13 protein-coding genes and 2 riboswitches are annotated in these 14,333 nt (G+C 63.6%); of the genes, 12 read left to right on the top strand and 1 reads right to left on the bottom strand.

Annotated elements, in window-relative coordinates; genetic code table 11:
- The first annotated feature begins 39 nt into the window (after window positions 1–39).
- From lpxO to ACF8Q6_RS09635, 8 genes are all read left to right on the top strand, one after another.
- Window positions 40–939 carry a lipid A hydroxylase LpxO gene (gene lpxO / locus ACF8Q6_RS09600; RefSeq protein WP_392492389.1) on the top strand — a complete coding sequence of 300 codons (900 nt, stop codon included), beginning with the start codon at window positions 40–42 and terminating at the stop codon, window positions 937–939.
- Window positions 940–1,057: 118 nt separating this feature from the next.
- Window positions 1,058–1,402, top strand: a complete 345-nt coding sequence (locus tag ACF8Q6_RS09605; RefSeq protein ID WP_014591592.1) for a carboxymuconolactone decarboxylase family protein — start codon at window positions 1,058–1,060, stop codon at window positions 1,400–1,402.
- A 78-nt stretch (window positions 1,403–1,480) separates the two neighbouring features.
- The gene (locus ACF8Q6_RS09610; protein WP_012052917.1) at window positions 1,481–2,050 is read left to right on the top strand and encodes a GNAT family N-acetyltransferase; all 570 of its coding nucleotides are present in this window, start codon (window positions 1,481–1,483) and stop codon (window positions 2,048–2,050) included.
- Between the two features lie 155 nt (window positions 2,051–2,205).
- Window positions 2,206–2,414: riboswitch (cobalamin riboswitch) on the top strand.
- A 108-nt stretch (window positions 2,415–2,522) separates the two neighbouring features.
- On the top strand, window positions 2,523–4,649 hold the full coding sequence (locus ACF8Q6_RS09615) for a TonB-dependent receptor (RefSeq protein WP_392492391.1): 2,127 nt from the start codon (window positions 2,523–2,525) through the stop codon (window positions 4,647–4,649).
- Between the two features lie 116 nt (window positions 4,650–4,765).
- On the top strand, window positions 4,766–5,932 hold the full coding sequence (locus tag ACF8Q6_RS09620) for a DUF1624 domain-containing protein (RefSeq protein ID WP_392492393.1): 1,167 nt from the start codon (window positions 4,766–4,768) through the stop codon (window positions 5,930–5,932).
- Window positions 5,933–5,960: 28 nt separating this feature from the next.
- A riboswitch (cobalamin riboswitch) is annotated at window positions 5,961–6,159 on the top strand.
- A 110-nt stretch (window positions 6,160–6,269) separates the two neighbouring features.
- Window positions 6,270–7,280 carry an ABC transporter substrate-binding protein gene (locus ACF8Q6_RS09625; protein WP_392492394.1) on the top strand — a complete coding sequence of 337 codons (1,011 nt, stop codon included), beginning with the start codon at window positions 6,270–6,272 and terminating at the stop codon, window positions 7,278–7,280.
- Window positions 7,280–8,296 (top strand): iron ABC transporter permease, encoded by a 1,017-nt coding sequence (locus ACF8Q6_RS09630; RefSeq protein ID WP_003250493.1) that lies wholly within the window; start codon window positions 7,280–7,282, stop codon window positions 8,294–8,296. The genes ACF8Q6_RS09625 and ACF8Q6_RS09630 overlap by 1 nt, the downstream gene beginning before the upstream one ends.
- The gene (locus ACF8Q6_RS09635) at window positions 8,293–9,081 is read left to right on the top strand and encodes an ABC transporter ATP-binding protein (protein WP_392492395.1); all 789 of its coding nucleotides are present in this window, start codon (window positions 8,293–8,295) and stop codon (window positions 9,079–9,081) included. Before ACF8Q6_RS09630 ends, ACF8Q6_RS09635 begins: the two co-directional genes overlap by 4 nt.
- 56 nt (window positions 9,082–9,137) lie before the next feature.
- Here ACF8Q6_RS09635 and ACF8Q6_RS09640 read toward each other — a convergent pair whose 3' ends face one another.
- Entirely contained in the window at window positions 9,138–9,635 is a 498-nt protein-coding gene (locus ACF8Q6_RS09640) for a GNAT family N-acetyltransferase (RefSeq protein ID WP_003250486.1), read from the bottom strand.
- A gap of 133 nt (window positions 9,636–9,768) precedes the next feature.
- Between ACF8Q6_RS09640 and ACF8Q6_RS09645 the strand changes: the two genes are divergently transcribed.
- The 4 genes from ACF8Q6_RS09645 to ACF8Q6_RS09660 all read left to right on the top strand — a co-directional run bounded on the left by ACF8Q6_RS09645 (window position 9,769) and on the right by ACF8Q6_RS09660 (window position 14,330).
- Window positions 9,769–10,248 (top strand): hypothetical protein, encoded by a 480-nt coding sequence (locus ACF8Q6_RS09645; RefSeq protein WP_003250484.1) that lies wholly within the window; start codon window positions 9,769–9,771, stop codon window positions 10,246–10,248.
- 59 nt (window positions 10,249–10,307) lie between these two features.
- Window positions 10,308–11,879: a sensor domain-containing diguanylate cyclase gene (locus tag ACF8Q6_RS09650; RefSeq protein WP_161773419.1), complete on the top strand. Its 1,572-nt coding sequence runs from the start codon at window positions 10,308–10,310 to the stop codon at window positions 11,877–11,879.
- Window positions 11,880–12,035: 156 nt separating this feature from the next.
- A complete protein-coding gene (locus tag ACF8Q6_RS09655) occupies window positions 12,036–12,812 on the top strand; it encodes a ParA family protein (protein ID WP_392492397.1) in 777 nt (258 codons plus the stop codon).
- A 180-nt stretch (window positions 12,813–12,992) separates the two neighbouring features.
- A complete protein-coding gene (locus tag ACF8Q6_RS09660) occupies window positions 12,993–14,330 on the top strand; it encodes an MFS transporter (RefSeq protein ID WP_392492399.1) in 1,338 nt (445 codons plus the stop codon).
- Window positions 14,331–14,333: the final 3 nt, after the last annotated feature.

Below are 14,333 nucleotides of genomic sequence, written 5' to 3' on the forward strand. Positions count from 1 at the left end.
TGCCTCGATGCATGGCCATTTTTCGACAAGTAAACGTCCATGAAAATTGCACTCGTACTTATCTTCACCTTCTCGATCGCCTATGTTCACCTGCGCGGTCGGGTTCGCCACAAGCTGACTCGCCAGCTGGGCGACCACTCCAGCTTCCTGGCCCCGATCAACAGCTTCCTGTACCTGTTCTCCAAACACCCGGCCAAGCCCTACCTGCCGGTCGAGGCCTTTCCAGAACTGAAACCGCTGCAGGACCACTGGCAGGAGATCCGTGAGGAAGGCCGCCAGTTGCTGCACGTAGGCGAAATCAAGAAATCCGACAATTACGATGACGTCGGTTTCAACTCCTTCTTCAAGACCGGCTGGAAACGTTTTTACCTGAAGTGGTATGGCGAAAGCCACCCGTCGGCAATGGCCCTTTGCCCACGCACGACCGAGCTGCTGCAAGGCATCGGCACGGTCAAGGCCGCCATGTTCGCTACCCTGCCTCCGGGAGCCAAGCTGGTGCGCCACCGTGACCCGTATGCCGGCTCGTACCGCTACCATCTGGGCCTGGACACGCCGAATGACGACGGCTGCTACATCGACGTGGACGGCGAGAAATACGCCTGGCGCGATGGTGAGGGGGTGATCTTCGACGAAACCTACATCCACTATGCAGCCAACACCACCGAGCACAACCGCATCATCCTGTTCTGCGACGTCGAACGCCCGCTCAAGTACCGCTGGGCAACCGCGTTCAACCGCTGGTTCAGCCGCAACGTGATGGCCGCTGCCGCTGCGCCCAACGATGCCAGCGACAAGACCGGTGGCATCAACCGCCTGTTCACCCGCATATACAAGATCCGCGAACGTGGCAAGGCGCTGAAAAAGCGCAACCGCCTGCGCTACTACCTGGAAAAATGGGCAGTGGTCGCGGCGTTGGTGCTGGTGTTCATCTACATCTGAAGGCTCAACGCAGGCCACTGTACGAGTGACCTGCGTTTACCCACCAAAGTACCGCCTCGCACGTGCCACGCTTCGACTAGCCTGAAAGCTCCACTCGCAACCCCCCAAGGTGAAGACGATGAGCATGATGGACTGGGACGCCTACCGTAAGCAGCTGATGGCCGGCATCGGCGATCTCAAGCAACTCTCCCCCGACACCGTAGCCGGCTACATGACCGCCAGCGGTGCAGGCGCCAAAACCAACCACCTGGATGCCAAGACCCGCGAGCTGATCTCCTTGGCCGTGGCTGTGACCACCCGCTGCGACGGCTGCATCGCCGTGCATTCGCAGCAGGCCGTCAAAGCGGGTGCCAGCCGCGAGGAAATTGCCGAGGCCCTCGGCGTGGCCGTGGCCATGAACGCCGGTGCCGCGCTGGTGTACTCGGCGCGTGCAATGGACGCGGTGGGCAAGGCCAACGGTTGAGCACAAACGGCGTCGCCGCCCTTGCGCGACGGCGCCGCGCCACCCAGACTGGGCGGCTCACCCCGCGCAGGAACCCGCATGATCCACATTCGCCCCATGACGCCGGAAGATTTCGATCGTTTCTGGCCCACCTTCCAGGCCATTGTCCAAGCCCGTGAAACCTACGCTTTCGACCCGACGCTGAGCTTCGAGCAGGCCCGCCAGCTGTGGCTGGAGCTGCCCTTGCACACGCTGCTGGCCGAAGAAGATGGCGAGTTACTGGGGTCGTATTACCTCAAGCCCAATGCTGCCGGGCCTGGTGCGCATGTGGGCAATTGCGGCTACATGGTCTGCGAACAGGCGCGCGGCCGGGGCGTGGCGCGCTTGATGTGCGAGCACTCGCAAAAGCTGGCGCGCCAGGAAGGCTTTCTGGCATTGCAGTTCAACTCGGTGGTAGCCACCAATGCAGTGGCCGTGGCGCTATGGCACAAGCTGGGCTTTGAAACAGTCGGCCGTTTGCCCAAGGCCTACCGTCATGCCCGCCTGGGGCTGGTGGACTGCCTGGTGATGTACAAATGGCTGGCGGATGAGCCGGTGGTGGAGAAGCCGCCGCTGCTGATCGGGCGCAAGAACATCGAGGCACGGGTATCGCGGCGCCGCGGGCGCTAGCTTTACAGGCAAGCCTGCCTCCCCCGCCAACTCATCACGCTGGGGCCTGATGTTCTTGCCAAATGGGGCTCCGGCGCCGCAAAAACGCACAACCTGTTGTTTTTTCTCAGCATTCACAGCACGCCAACATTTGACGCCCCAGCCTTTCAATGGTCAGATGCGCGCCAGTTTCAGGTGCCCTGCGCCGCCGCGCGCAGGGTGAAACGGGAAACCGGTGCGTCGTGTTGCCCACGACAAGTCCGGTGCTGCCCCCGCAACGGTAAGCGAGCGAACCCTTCGAGATACCACTGTGCTCAAGCATGGGAAGGTGAAGGTTTCATGCCCCTCGCAAGCCCGGAGACCGGCCTGGAGCTTCACTTGGCAACCCGCGGTGGGCGGGCGCAGGCCGGAATCCGTGCGCGCGCCTGCCTGCATGGTTCGCCTTTGCGTGTTTTCCACCGGGATCCATTCATTCCTGCAGCAGTGGAACGACATGTCCCGTATGTTCAAGCTTCACCCCCTGGCGGCCTGCCTGGCCGTTGCCCTGCCGGCGCTGGCTGATGACCGCGACCCGCAGCCTCTGGCCCTGCCTTCCACGGCCATCACCGACACCCAGGACAACCGCACCATCGACCTGGCCACGCCGACCCAGGCCGGCTCGCGCCTTGGCCTCAGCGCCCTGGAAACACCGGCCAGCACCAGCAGTATCAGCGAACGGCAGATTCAGCAGCGCAACAACATCACGGTGCAGGATGCAGTGACCCGCTCGCCGGGCATTACCTTCGTCGGCTCCCCGGGGGACGGCGGTACAGGCCTGTCTGCCCGTGGCTTTGCCGGCCACAGCTCAGTGATGACCCTGTTCGACGGCGCGCGCTTGTACACCGGTGCCGGCACCCAGACCTTCCCGGTCGACCCGTGGATGGTCGAACGCATCGAGGTGATTCGCGGCCCGGCCTCGGTACTGCATGGCGAAGGCGCCACCGGCGCAGTGATCAACGTGATCCCGAAAAAACCTTTTGCCGGCGAGGTGCGCAACCACCTGCGCCTGGGTTACGGCTCGTGGGACCGCCAGCAGCTCGGCCTGGACAGCGGCGGCAGCCTCAGCGAGCGCCTGAGCTACCGCCTGACGCTGAACCAGCAGGCCGGCAATGGCTGGGTCGACCGCACCGCTTCACGTAGCCTGGTCCTGAGCGCCGCGCTGCGTTTCGACGCCAGTGATGACCTCAGCTTCACGCTGGCCCATGACCGCGGCGATGCACAACCTGCCAACTACTACGGTACCCCGCTGATCGACGGCCACTACCGCAGCAGCCTGCGCAAAAAGAACTACAACGTGCAGAACGACGTGCAGCAGTACGTTGATGAATGGACCCGGTTAACGACCGACTGGGCGCTGAACGACCAGCTCAGCGCCAGCAACCAGCTGTACTACATCAAAAGCCGCCGCCACTGGCGCAACGCCGAAGACTACAGCTGGGACGCCGGGCGTCAGCAGTTGCTGCGCGGCAGCTACCTGGAAATCAAGCACAACCAGGAACAGTTCGGCGACCGTCAAACCTTCACCTTCGACCACACCCTGTTCGGCCTGGACAGCAAGACCGTGCTCGGTGCCGAATACAACAAGGTGCGATTCAACGTCGACAGCAATTCACCCTACAACGATGTGGGCGGCGACTACCTCGACCCGTGGCAGCCAGAGCCCGGCGGGTTCCATAGCGACTCGCCGTTGCGGCCGCAAACGCTCTCGACCACCCATACCTTTGCCCTGTTTGCCGAAAACCGCCTGCAACTGAGCGACCGCCTGTCTTTGATTACCGGCGTGCGTCGTGACCAGAACCACATCGACCGCAACAACTTGACCAACGACAGCCGCAGCGATCGCAGCCTGCAAGGGGGCAACTGGCGCGTCGGGCTGGTGTATGCACTCAACGACGACCTGTCGTTGTACGGCCAGTACTCGACCAGTGAGGACGGGGTCAACAACCTCATCAGCCTCAGCCCCGCGCAGATGAACTATGACCTGACCGAGGCGAAGCAGACCGAGGCAGGTCTCAAGCAGCGCTTTTGGGAGGGACGTGGCGAATGGACGCTTGCCGCCTACCACATCGTCAAGAAAAAGCTGCTGGTGGACGACCCGATCACGCACGAGAAGCAACAAGCCGGGCAGCAGACCTCCGATGGCCTGGAAGCGACGCTGGAGCTGGCCCTGGCCCATCAGTGGCAGGTATCGGCCAACGCATCGCTGGTACGCGCCAAGTACGACGACTTCGACGAAAGGGTCGGCGGCCTGCCGCAGGATCGGGCAGGCAACCGGCCGGCCAACGTGCCACGGCGTACCGCCAACCTTTGGTTGAGCAAAGGCTTCGGCCAGCAGGTGGAGGCTGGCATTGGGGCGCGCTATGTGGATGAGCGTTATGCCGATACCGCCAATACCCAGAGCGCCCCCGGGTACACCGTGGTCGATGCCAACATCGCCTGGCAGGTGTTGCCGGATGTGAAATTGGGGTTGCAGCTGAACAACCTGTTCGATCGCGAGTATGTGCAGTCGGCGTTCAGCGGGCAGCAGTGGTTGATGGGGATACCGCGGTCGTACTTCGCGACGGTGGATTACAGCTTCTGATCTGGGTGGCTTGTGCCGCGAGAGCCCGGCACTGGCCACACAAAACCCCTACCCCCCTTTCACCGCCTTGTTATACGATAACGTTTCACATGACATCAATTCCTATTAGATACCCCATGACAAGTGCCAGCGCTACGCCCACGCTGATCACCCAGCGCCTGCAGAGCATCGATGCCTTGCGCGGCCTGGTGATCCTGTTCATGCTCCTGGACCACGTCCGCGAGACTTTCCTCCTGCACCGCCAGGTCAGCGACCCCATGGCCATTGACACCACGGAACCGGCGCTTTTCTTCAGCCGCACCCTCGCCCACCTGTGTGCGCCTGTGTTCGTCCTGCTGACCGGCCTGTCGGCCTGGCTGTATGGCGAGAAGCATCAGGGCCGTGGCGACGTCTCGGCGTTCCTGTTCAAACGCGGGCTGTTCCTGGTGGTGCTGGAGTTCACCCTGGTCAACTTCGCCTGGACCTTCCAGTTGCCCCCGAGCGTGATCTACCTGCAAGTGATCTGGGCCATCGGCGTCAGCATGATCGCCCTGTCGCTGCTGGTGTGGCTGCCACGCGCCGCACTGCTCGCCCTGGGCGCCAGCGTCGTCGCCGGCCACAACCTGCTCGACAGCCTGCATTTTGGCGTGGATTCAGCCCTGCATGTGCCGTGGGCAATCCTGCATGATCGCGGCTGGCTGGCGTTTTCCGAAAACCTGCACCTGCGCACGTCTTACCCGGTGCTGCCGTGGATCGGCGTCATCGCCTTGGGTTACGGCCTGGGGCCCTGGTTCGCCCGCGGCAGCGATGCCGGGCAACGCCAGCAACACCTGCTGGCGGCTGGCTTGCTCGCGCTGCTTGGCTTTGTCCTGCTGCGCATGTTCAACGGTTACGGTGAGGCACCGTGGAGCGGTTACCCAACCTTCACGCAAACCCTGATGAGCTTCTTCAACATCACCAAATACCCACCGTCGCTGCTGTTCCTGACCCTGACACTGGGCTGCGGCCTGCTGCTGTTACGCGCGTTCGAACGGGCCGGCCAGGCGCGCTGGATCACGGCCCTGGCGGTGTTCGGTGCGGCACCGATGTTCTTCTACCTGCTGCACCTGTATGTGCTGAAGCTGCTGTACCTGGCCTGCGTGGCGCTGTTCGGGCTCAACCATGGCGACTACTTCGGTTTCGACGGTGTCGCAGCGATATGGCTGGTCGCAGTACTGCTGGCGGTTTCGCTGTACCTGCCGGTGCGCGGGTTCGCCCGACTGAAGCAGCGCCGCCGCGACATCAGCTGGCTGAAGTACTTCTGAAAAGCGTTTTCACCTGGCGACGCGATGGTCTACCATGCGGGCCGCCGGTTTCCACCACGGAACTAACAGGGAATCCCAGGCCTGCCAATACGGGCCAAACGGAACTGCCCCCGCAACTGTAGGTGCCGAGCCTGCTCCATCAATGCCACTGGGCCTGCCGCCCGGGAAGGCCGGAGCCGGGCCGTGACGCACCAGTCAGGAGACCTGCCGGCCTACATTCACCAACCGGCGGGGTGTCCGGGATTGGCCATCCGTGTTGCCCCGGCCACCCGCTGGGCCTCGGCGATGCCTGTCCGTGAGTTCCTCACCAGAACTGTCCGATAGGAGATCGCCCAGCATGCTGCCCCGTTTCGCCACCCTACTCGCTGGCCTAGGCTTCACTGGCCTGGCCCAGGCCGCTGCCACCCACTATCCGCTGACGGTCGACAACTGCGGCAAGCCGCAGGTTTTTGCCCAGGCGCCGCAGCGCGCCGTCACCATCGGCCAGGCCGGTACCGAGCTGCTCTATGCCCTGGGGCTGGGTGACAAGCTGGCGGGCACTTCGCTGTGGTTCAACAATGTATTGCCTGAATACCAGACGGTGAACGCCAAGGTGCCGCGCCTGGCCGACAACGACCCCAGCTTCGAGGCGGTGGTCGGCAAGCGCCCGCAGCTGGTCGCGGCGCAGTTCGAATGGATGGTCGGTGCCCAGGGCGTGGTCGCCACCCGCGAGCAGTTCGATGAGCTGAAGATCCCCACCTACGTGCTGCCATCGGACTGCGAGGGCAAGGACAACCTGGTCGGTGCAGACGGCACCCGCCTGCAAGCGTTCCAGGTAGACAGTATCTACAAGAGCGTCAGCCAACTGGCCGAGATCTTCGACGTTCAGGACCGCGGCACGGCCCTGAACGCCGAGTTGCAAGGGCGCCTCGACAGCGCCAGGGCACAACTGGCCGGCAAGGACCTGTCGGCAACTTCGGCGCTGTTCTGGTTCTCCAGCGCCGACCTAGACATCGACCCCTATGTGGCCGGCCGCCAAGGTGTTGCCGATTTCATGCTGCGCACCCTCGGTGTGCGCAACGTGGTCGAGTCCAGCGAAGAATGGCCAAGCGTAGGCTGGGAAACTTTGGCCAAGGCCAATCCGACCTGGCTGATCATCGCGCGCATGGACCGCCGCCGTTTCCCCGCCGACGACTACCAGAAAAAACTCGAATTCCTGCGCAGTGACCCGGTAACCCGCAACATGGACGCGGTGAAGCACGACCGCATCATTATCCTCGACGCTGACGCCATGCAGGCCGGCATCCGCCTGTTCCGCGGCATGCAGACGCTGTCCACGGCCTTCGCCAGCGGTAAAGCAGCCCCGTGATGAACCGCCTGTTACCCTGCATCGCGGTTGCCCTGGCCGCTCTGTTGGCCGCCCTGCTGGCCGGTACCGCCATTGGCGAAACCAACCTGTCGCCCAGCGTGGTTGGCCAGGTGCTGGCCAACCACCTGTGGCAAGCCGACTACCCGGTGGACCCGATCGACGCCGGCATCATCTGGAACTACCGCCTGACCCGCACCCTGGTCGCGGCCGCTTGCGGCGCCGGGCTGGCCACCTGCGGTGTCATCCTGCAGGCGATGTTGCGCAACCCACTGGCCGAGCCCTACCTGCTGGGGCTGTCTGCCGGCGCCTCGACCGGCGCGGTACTGGTCGGCCTGCTGGGGCTGGGTAGCCTGGCATTAAGCATGTCTGCAGGGGCCTTCATCGGCGCCGGGGCCGCATTCGCCCTGGTGCTGGTGCTGGCCCGCGCGGCCGGCCCCAGCAGCAACAATGCACAGGTCATCCTTGCCGGTATCGCCGGCTCGCAGCTGTTCAATGCACTGACCGCCTTCCTGATCACCAAGTCAGCCACCGCCGAGCAGGCGCGCGGCATCCTGTTCTGGCTGCTGGGCAACCTGAGCGGTGTACGCTGGCCTTCGGTGTGGCTGGCCGTACCGGTGGCGATTTTCGGCTTGCTGGTGTGCCTGTGGCATCGCCGTGCGCTGGATGCCTTTACCTTCGGTGCCGATTCGGCCGCCTCGCTGGGCATCCCGGTGCGGCGCACCCAGTTGCTGCTGATCAGTTGCGCAGCGTTGGTGACGGCTGTGATGGTGTCCATTGTCGGCGCCATCGGTTTTGTCGGGCTGGTTATCCCCCATGCCCTGCGCCTTCTGCTCGGCCCCGGGCACAGCCGTCTGTTGCCCGCCAGCGCACTGGGTGGTGCGCTGTTTCTGATTGTGGCGGACATTCTTTCGCGCACGCTGATCACCGGCCAGGTGATCCCGGTGGGCGTGGTTACGGCGCTGATCGGTGCCCCCGTATTCGCGCTGATTCTGGTCAGCCGTCGGGGGCGCCCATGACCGCCATGGCAGCTGTTCGCATCCCTCCGCTGGCCTGCCATGGGCTGGGGCTGCAACTGGCCGGAAATACCGTGCTCAGCGATATCGACCTTCGCGTTGTCGCCGGTGAAACCCTGGGCATCGTCGGCCCCAACGGCTCGGGGAAATCCTCGCTGTTGAAGGTGCTGGCAGGGCTGTGCAAACCCGCCTGCGGCAGCGTGCAGCTCCTGGGTGAGCCACTGGCACAGATGCCCCGCCGCCGTGTTGCCCAGGCGCTGGCGCTGGTCGAGCAACAGGCCGACACACTCGATGCGATCAGCGTGTTCGACGCGGTTGCCTTGGGCCGCACGCCGTGGCTCTCGGCCCTGGCACCGTTCTCTCGGCAGGACTGCGCCATCGTCGAACAAGCCCTGGCCGACCTCGACGCCCTGCACCTGCGCACGCGCCTGTGGGGGTCGCTGTCCGGTGGCGAGCGCCAGCGTGTGCACATCGCCCGTGCGCTGGCCCAACGGCCGCAGGTGCTGCTGCTGGACGAACCGACCAACCACCTGGACATTCAGCATCAGCTAAGCCTGCTGCAACAAGTGCAGGCGCTGCCGGTCACCACCCTAGTAGCGCTGCATGACCTCAACCAGGCGCTGACCTGCGACCGTGTCGCGGTTCTCGACAAGGGCCGTCTGGTCGCCCTCGGCAAACCCTTCGAAGTGCTTACCCCAGAGCGCCTGCTGAGCACCTTCGGTGTCCACGCCCACTACCTCACCGACCCTTACGACGGCGTGCGCATCCTGCGCTTTTGCGCCCCCTGAACCTGGTAGCCCTGCCCATGCTGTTGCGTCATCGCCAACAGGCACGTGCCCACAGGTCAGCGTAATCGCAGCTGCATGTGCGTGGTCTGCCACACCGGGTCCTGCTCCACATCCACCACCGTGAAGCCTTGCCGCTCCCAGAACGCAATGGCACCCGGCAGAAACGGATGGGTATGCAAGTAAAGGCAGTCCAAGCCCGCTTGCATCGCCCGTTCGCGCAAGGCACCAAACAAGGCAGCCGCCAGGCCATGCCTGCGGTAGGCCGGCAACACGAACAGCCGCACCACCTCGACTACCCGCTCTGCGCGGTAATCAAGCTGGGCAAAGCGATGGTCATAGGGCAAGTAACCGATCACCGCAACCAGCCGCCCACCCTCACGGGCTTCCAGAAAGCAGCCGGCGCCGTCCAGGTAAGTGTCGGCGAAATGCGCCAGGTCACGCGGCAAGGGTGCGTTGGCGAGCATCGGGAAAAGCGCACGCCGGGCGCTGTCGACAAACGCCAGCACTTCGGCAATGGCGTCACGCGCCACAGGTTGCAGGGTCCAGTTCGGCATCGGGCTGTTGCCAGTGTGGTTGGGGGCGTACGGTTCTACCGCAGCGTGCCGCTCAAGGCAAATCACGGGGCTCGTCGTGGCAAGGCGGACATCGGTATAATCAGCAGTCTTCACTGCCCGACCAGGCCACACCATGCCTCGCCTCCCGAAGTTGCTGTTACCCCTGTTGCTGGCTGCTGCATTCACCGCCTGCGACCAGAAACCCTCCCGTGAAGATCAGATCCTCAGCCAGCTGCCGCTGCAGGACGCCTACACGCACAACATCGAGCGCATGTCCGCGCTGCTGGGTCGCACTCACCCGCAGCTGTCGCAAGCGACCATTCAGGACGTACTGCGCAAGCACCTCACCGTCGAGGACCAGCGCCGGGACTTGTTCCGCCTGTACAGCGAAAAGAACTTCAGCGACGCCGAATTCGCCACCATCGTCGCCGCCACCCAGGACCCCGCCAAAGCTCGCGCCCTGGAAGACACCGAAGCCGGCAAACGCTTGAGCGAAAAACTCACCGCCCTGATGCGCGAAACCGCCCGCGATGTGAACGTGCAAGCTTTGGTGGAGCAGCGTATGCAAGAGGTGGAAGATGAGCTTGATGCGCTGGACAAGGCAGGCTCTTGAGCGCTGCCGGCCAAGGTAACTTCCGTTCAGCCGCCCTTTACGATCACCCGAGGTCAGGATTGACATACACCAAGCATGGATTGCGCCTGGATCTACGTACACTCATTCTGGTGCTCTGCGCCCTTACCGCAGTGGTCATGCTGTGCGCCAGCTATTTCGCCAGCTACAGGGTGCAGCGCCAGCTATTGATCGACAATGCCCTGGAAGCCAACCGGGTGTATGCGACAAAACTGGCCAGCATCACCGAAACCTTCATAGGCAACGCCTTGCAGCAACTGATGTTCAGCGCCAGCGTACAAAGCCGGCAGTTGAGCGATGCCGCTGCGCTGCAGGTGGAAAGCGACCGCCTACTGGGCCAGAGCATGGCCTTCAACTCCACCTTCGTGATCGATGCCAACGGTGTACTGCTGGCAGTATCCCCCGCCCCGCTACGCCACCTGGTCGGTACCCACGTGCAGTCACCCGGCGCTCTGGAAGCCCTGCACGAACGCCGTCCACTGGTTTCCACGCCCTACCTGTCGGCGGCCGACAACCTGGTGGTGGCGCTGTCGCAACCCATTTTCGACCGCAACGGCCGCTACCTGGGGTATGTGGGTGGCAGCCTGTACCTGCGTGAACGCAACATCCTCAACAGCCTGCTGGGCGAGCATTTCTACAAGGACGGTTCGTACCTGTATGTGGTCGACCGCAACCGACGCCTGCTGTACCACCCCCATAGCGAGCGGGTAGGCACGGTGGTGGAGGGCAATGCGCTGGTCGACCAGTTGGCGACACTGGACAGCGGTACCCGGCAGCTGACCAATAGCCTGGGCGTGGAAATGCTCGCAGGCTTCGCCACCGTCCCCAGCGCCGGCTGGGGCGTGGTAGCGCAGCAGCCATTGGCGCAGACGGTGGCGCCGTTGCACCATCTGGTGCTGAACGTGATCGCCAGTTCGGCGCCCTTGGCGCTGGTGGGCAGCCTGCTGCTGTGGTGGTTGGCCCGTACCATCGCCCGCCCGCTGTGGAAACTCGCCGCCGGTGCCCGCACGATGGACCGCGCCGCTACCGCCGAGCACTTGCATCAGGTGCGGGCCTGGTACTTCGAGGCGGCAGAGCTCAAGCGGGCGTTGCTGTTCAGCCTGAACTTGCTGCAAGAGCGTATCGGCCGGCTCAATCGGGACGCCCAGACCGATCCGCTGACCGGCCTGGGCAACCGCCGCAGCCTGGAAATCAGCCTGTCGTTACTGGAGGCCGAAAACCGGGAGTTTGCAGCCATTGCGTTGGATATCGACCACTTCAAGCGGATAAATGACAGCCATGGACACGAAGTGGGCGACCAGGTGCTGCGCCAGCTGGCGGAGCTCATGCGCCGTTGTTGCCGCGAGGGCGACCTGCTGTGTCGCACCGGTGGCGAGGAGTTCCTGATATTGCTGCCTGGGGCCACCCTGAACGTGGCGGCCGCGGTGGCCGAACGGTTGCGTGTGACCGTACAGGATATGCCGGTGGAACCGGTGGGGGCAGTGACGATTTCGCTGGGGGTGACGCACTGGGATGGCGAGACTCACGGCGAGCCCATGAACGCATTGGGCGAGGCTGACCGGGCGCTTTACCGAGCCAAGCAGGAGGGGCGCAACCGGGTCGCTTTTGCCTGAACGTCTTGAGTTGTCTGCGGGGCGAGCTTGCCCGTGAAATGCCGTTACAGGCAACGATGAATCGGTGGCTTGTAACAATTCCTGTCATAAAACTGCAGTGTTTCAGTCATAGGATTGACCCCGACCTGACATTTTCACTTCATGGATGAGCGTCTCATGCGTCGTGTGGTTTTCAATCAGAAAGGTGGCGTCGGCAAATCCAGCATTGCCTGCAACCTCGCCGCAGCCAGTGCCGCCGAGGGCTACCGGACCTTGCTGGTCGACCTCGACCCGCAGGCCAATGCCACCTTCTACCTCACCGGGCTGGCCAACGACACCATTCCTGCCGGCATCGCCGACTTCTTCCGCCAGACCTTGTCGCCGGTTACCGCCGCCGGCAAGAAGCACCGCGTGGCCATCACCGAAACCCGCTACCGCAACCTGCACCTGGTCACCGCCAGCCCTGACCTCAGCGACCTGCAAAGCAAGCTGGAGAGCAAGTTCAAGATCAACAAGCTGCGCAAGTTGCTGGTGACGCTGGGCGAGGACTATGAGCGAATCTACATCGACACCCCACCCGCGCTGAACTTCTACACCTTCAGCGCGCTGGTGGCGGCCGAGCGTCTGTTGATTCCGTTCGACTGCGACAGTTTCTCGCGCCAGGCCCTGCACAGTGTCATGGCCGAGGTCGAAGAACTGCGCCAGGACCACAACCCCGCGCTGGTGGTGGAAGGTGTGGTGGTCAATCAGTTCGCCGGGCGCACGGCGCTGCACCAGACCTTGGTCGATCAACTGCGCAACGAAGGCATGCCGGTACTGCCGGTTTACCTGAGCAGTTCGATCAAGATGCGCGAATCGCACCATGCCTCGGTGCCATTGGTGCATTTGGCGCCGCGGCATAAACTGGCCCTGGCATTCATCGATTTGCTGGATGTGCTTGAGCGTGCGGCCTGACAGGCCGTTGGGGATACTCCGGCTGTAACCTGCTGCACCGGTCGAATCAGGTATACCGAGGTCGCCCTCGACAAAGCGCCTTGCAGCGCTCGGCTATCTACTGGCAAGCACAATAACGATGGCGCGGCCCGACTGCGCCACTTTCAACATGGCTGCCAAAGGAAACCGGAGAGCACCCGCATGTCCACACATCATGAGGTATCCCCCGCCACCCTGCGCAGGGTGATTGCCGCTTCGGCCATCGGCAATTTCGTCGAATGGTTCGACTTCGCCGTGTACGGCTTTCTCGCCACGCTGATCGCCAGCCAGTTCTTCGCCAGCGAAGACGCCAGCGTAGCCTTGCTCAAAACCTTCGCGGTGTTCGCCGTGGCCTTCGCCCTGCGCCCCTTGGGCGGCATCGTCTTCGGCGCCTTGGGCGACCGCCTGGGACGCAAGCGCATCCTGTCGCTGACCATCTTGCTGATGGCCGGCTCCACCACGTTGATCGGCCTGCTGCCGACCTACGCCAGTATCGGCCTGGCAGCCCCGGCGCTGCTCACCCTGGCCCGCTGCCTGCAGGGTTTTTCTGCCGGTGGCGAATATGCCGGGGCCTGCGCCTACCTGATGGAGCACGCGCCTGACAACAAGCGCGCCTTTTATGGCAGCTTCGTGCCTGTGTCGACCTTTTCCGCCTTTGCCTGTGCGGCAGTGATCGCTTATGGCCTGGAAGCCAGCCTGTCGACCGAGGCGATGAATGCCTGGGGTTGGCGCATTCCGTTCCTGATTGCCGCGCCGCTGGGCCTGGTCGGCCTGTACCTGCGCTGGCGCATGGAAGAAACCCCGGCGTTCCGCGAAGCCGTCGCCCAGGGCAAGGAGCACGAGCATTCACCGCTGAAGGAAACCCTGCGCCACCATGGCCGGGTCATTCGCAACCTGGGGGCGTTCATTTCGCTGACCGCGTTGTCGTTCTACATGTTCACCACCTACTTCGCCACCTACCTGCAACTGGTCGGCAACCTGACCCGTGCGCAGTCACTGCTGGTAACCACCGTGGCCCTGCTGTTCGCTGCGGTCGGCTGCCCGCTGGCCGGGGCATTTTCGGACCGGGTGGGGCGGCGCAAGACCATCGGCTTTACCTGCCTGTGGGTGATGCTTTGCGTGTTCCCGGCGTACTGGCTGGCCAGCTCTGGCTCGATGTCGGGTGCGCTGCTGGGGGTGATCCTGCTCGCGGTGGGGGCGTTGTGCAGCGGCGTGGTTACCGCAGCGTTGCTGTCGGAAAGCTTCCCTACCCGTACCCGCTACACCGCTTCGGCAATTACCTACAACGTGGCCTACACGCTATTTGGCGGCACAGCGCCGTTGGTGGCAACCTGGCTCATCGGACAGACCGGCAGCAGCCTGGCACCGGCGTTCTACCTGGTGGTGATTGCGCTGGTGGCGTTGGTGGGCGGGTTGGCGTTGCCGGAAACGTCGCGGATTTCTTTGCATGACGACATGGGTGTGGACAGTGTACGGGCTGGAGCCCGAAGGGCCGTTTGAGGT

Source organism: Pseudomonas sp. GLN_2 (genome assembly GCF_043106005.1).
Classification (GTDB): domain Bacteria; phylum Pseudomonadota; class Gammaproteobacteria; order Pseudomonadales; family Pseudomonadaceae; genus Aquipseudomonas; species Aquipseudomonas alloputida.

What these genes read in the sequence shown, in the direction of transcription:
- lpxO (WP_392492389.1), top strand. Translation starts at nt 40, where the DNA reads ATGAAAATTGCACTCGTACTTATCTTCACCTTCTCGATCGCCTATGTT.
- ACF8Q6_RS09635 (WP_392492395.1), top strand. Translation starts at nt 8,293, where the DNA reads ATGACCGCCATGGCAGCTGTTCGCATCCCTCCGCTGGCCTGCCATGGG.
- ACF8Q6_RS09660 (WP_392492399.1), top strand. Translation starts at nt 12,993, where the DNA reads ATGTCCACACATCATGAGGTATCCCCCGCCACCCTGCGCAGGGTGATT.
- ACF8Q6_RS09615 (WP_392492391.1), top strand. Translation starts at nt 2,523, where the DNA reads ATGTCCCGTATGTTCAAGCTTCACCCCCTGGCGGCCTGCCTGGCCGTT.
- ACF8Q6_RS09610 (WP_012052917.1), top strand. Translation starts at nt 1,481, where the DNA reads ATGATCCACATTCGCCCCATGACGCCGGAAGATTTCGATCGTTTCTGG.
- ACF8Q6_RS09605 (WP_014591592.1), top strand. Translation starts at nt 1,058, where the DNA reads ATGAGCATGATGGACTGGGACGCCTACCGTAAGCAGCTGATGGCCGGC.
- ACF8Q6_RS09655 (WP_392492397.1), top strand. Translation starts at nt 12,036, where the DNA reads ATGCGTCGTGTGGTTTTCAATCAGAAAGGTGGCGTCGGCAAATCCAGC.
- ACF8Q6_RS09630 (WP_003250493.1), top strand. Translation starts at nt 7,280, where the DNA reads ATGAACCGCCTGTTACCCTGCATCGCGGTTGCCCTGGCCGCTCTGTTG.
- ACF8Q6_RS09620 (WP_392492393.1), top strand. Translation starts at nt 4,766, where the DNA reads ATGACAAGTGCCAGCGCTACGCCCACGCTGATCACCCAGCGCCTGCAG.
- ACF8Q6_RS09645 (WP_003250484.1), top strand. Translation starts at nt 9,769, where the DNA reads ATGCCTCGCCTCCCGAAGTTGCTGTTACCCCTGTTGCTGGCTGCTGCA.
- ACF8Q6_RS09625 (WP_392492394.1), top strand. Translation starts at nt 6,270, where the DNA reads ATGCTGCCCCGTTTCGCCACCCTACTCGCTGGCCTAGGCTTCACTGGC.
- ACF8Q6_RS09640 (WP_003250486.1), bottom strand. Translation starts at nt 9,635, where the DNA reads ATGCCGAACTGGACCCTGCAACCTGTGGCGCGTGACGCCATTGCCGAA.